3 protein-coding genes are annotated in these 1,928 nt (G+C 31.6%); all 3 read right to left on the bottom strand.

The window, feature by feature from the left end; genetic code table 11:
• The coding region (locus tag AJ885_RS07715) for a DUF1353 domain-containing protein (protein WP_070281054.1) at positions 1-350 on the bottom strand (350 nt) is incomplete at its 3' end.
• Positions 347-853 (bottom strand): DUF4376 domain-containing protein, encoded by a 507-nt coding sequence (locus AJ885_RS07710; protein WP_070281052.1) that lies wholly within the window; start codon positions 851-853, stop codon positions 347-349. The genes AJ885_RS07715 and AJ885_RS07710, both read right to left, overlap by 4 nt.
• Positions 850-1,914 carry a phage tail protein gene (locus AJ885_RS07705; protein WP_070281049.1) on the bottom strand — a complete coding sequence of 355 codons (1,065 nt, stop codon included), beginning with the start codon at positions 1,912-1,914 and terminating at the stop codon, positions 850-852. Before AJ885_RS07705 ends, AJ885_RS07710 begins: the two co-directional genes overlap by 4 nt.
• Between the last annotated feature and the right edge of the window lie 14 nt (positions 1,915-1,928).

Genomic DNA, 1,928 nt, shown 5'->3' with positions numbered 1-1,928 from the left:
TTTATTGCATGATAAAGATTGCAAGAATGATAAAATACAAAGATTTTAAACTTAGAACATCCAAGCAAAGTCATAGCTTCTTTTAATGCTAAATCAGCTATTTTGTAATCAGCCCTAGAGTTTGCTTTTTCGCACAAAAAATCATGCACCACACAAGCACTAAAATACTCGCTTTTAAAAGGTGGAAACAAAGACCAAAAAAGGCGTGGGATACTTGCTCCATCCGTTTTAAAGCCTTGTGGTACAATGCCTTTATAATTTGGCAAAGAAAAAGCATAATCACTAATTACTTCAAATCTGTCTTTATCATAGGGCTTTACACAAACCCTTTTTAATTCTGTTTTAGTCATTTTTCACTCTCCCAAACAATTAAATCAAGTTCTTCTTTGCTTTGTACATTTCTAGCTTTTTCTTTTAAAGCACTTGCTTTAAAAATAGTTTCTTGCACAAAATAAGCCATGCTACTTGCAAAGAGTTTAAACTCATCTACGCTAAATCTTGTAGTTGAATTATCAAGTGCAATCCAATCAATATAAGGAATTAAATTAGGATTAACAAGAGCATTGGTTACTGCTCCATTAATTCTTAACTGATCTTCATTAGAACTTTGATAGATTTTACCTTTAAAAGAAAATCCACCATTTAGAATATTTTCTTTTTTTGTATTAATCTCGTTGATTTTTAACTCTTTTGCCTCGTTTAAAAGCTCTTCTTCGCTTTTAGGAGGATTTATTAAAGAGTTAAACTCTTCTTCGCTAATAGGCGTTAAACCTGTTTTAATTTGCTCATCGCTCACTTCATCCTCATAAGCATAAATTTGATTATTATCGTTTTTGTCTATAAAATATTTCATATATGGCTCCTATTAAGATTTAAAAGACGTGCTTCTACCAACACATTTGTTGGGTTAGCTAAAGTAAAAATTGAGTAAATATCATTAGGTTTTAATATTAATGTAATTTGAGAATTTGGTCTAAGTGTAGTAATTTTTTTATTGTTTACAATCACATCTACATCTGCTTCCACCCTCAATAGTATAGTATGTATAGTAACAGGAATTGTAAGCCCTGTTGTATTTGTATAATTGACTCTGCTTCTCATATCATGAGCCTTAGTTAAAGGATCTCCATCAAGATAAACACCAAAACCTATCAATGATAATAATTCTATATTATTCAATAAAGCTAGACTAGGAATTTTTTCTTTTAAAGCATCCACTAATTGTTTTGCTACGCCTATGTTTTCTTTTTTATTGATTAAAGCTATTAATTCATCTCTTAATTGTGCATCTAAAGAAGCGGCAGTTCCTGTATTTTCCTTTTTATTGATGAGCTTTGTTAATTCTGTTTTTAAAGCTTTATCCAAATTAGCCGCTACACCCTTGTCTTCCTTGGTGTTAATCAAAGCTTTTAATTCTTCTTTCAAGGTTTCAATTTTGAGTTCAAGCTCAATTTTAATAGCATCCACATAATCACGACTTGCCATAATCACACTAGGATCTAGTTTTAAAATAACTTCCTCTGCATTAGAAAGCTCCATGACAATTTTTATCATAAGCTCTTTAGCGCTGCCTTCTTTTAAGACAGGTTTGTAGGTGCGTGGGACATTTCCAACTGCAAGCAAATCTCCTGCTTCATCATAAACGCCTACTGCATTAACTTCAAATCCCCCTACATTGCTTGGCACATGACACATTAAATTCACATAGTTTGGATTGCTTTCATCCACGCTTTTGCTACTAATATTAGCTTCATAAACAATCTCTTCTAAACTTTGCATTTCTTCACTGGGTAAAATAACTTTTGAACTTAATTTAAAGCTTTTTAAATTGATACCATTTCCACTTGCTCTTGCGGCAATAAATTTAGCAATGCCAATTTTTGTTAGTATGGTATAGTATTCACTTTTTGCCATTAATACACTCCTTT

The organism is Campylobacter sp. BCW_6464, from assembly GCF_001762775.1.
Lineage (GTDB): Bacteria > Campylobacterota > Campylobacteria > Campylobacterales > Campylobacteraceae > Campylobacter_D > Campylobacter_D jejuni.
The sequence above is the reverse complement of the archived record's forward strand: the minus strand, read 5'-3'. Positions and strand labels throughout refer to the sequence as shown.

Excerpts from the sequence above, each read along its gene's own strand:
- AJ885_RS07705 (WP_070281049.1), bottom strand. The coding sequence starts at position 1,914 with ATGGCAAAAAGTGAATACTATACCATACTAACAAAAATTGGCATTGCT.
- AJ885_RS07710 (WP_070281052.1), bottom strand. The coding sequence starts at position 853 with ATGAAATATTTTATAGACAAAAACGATAATAATCAAATTTATGCTTAT.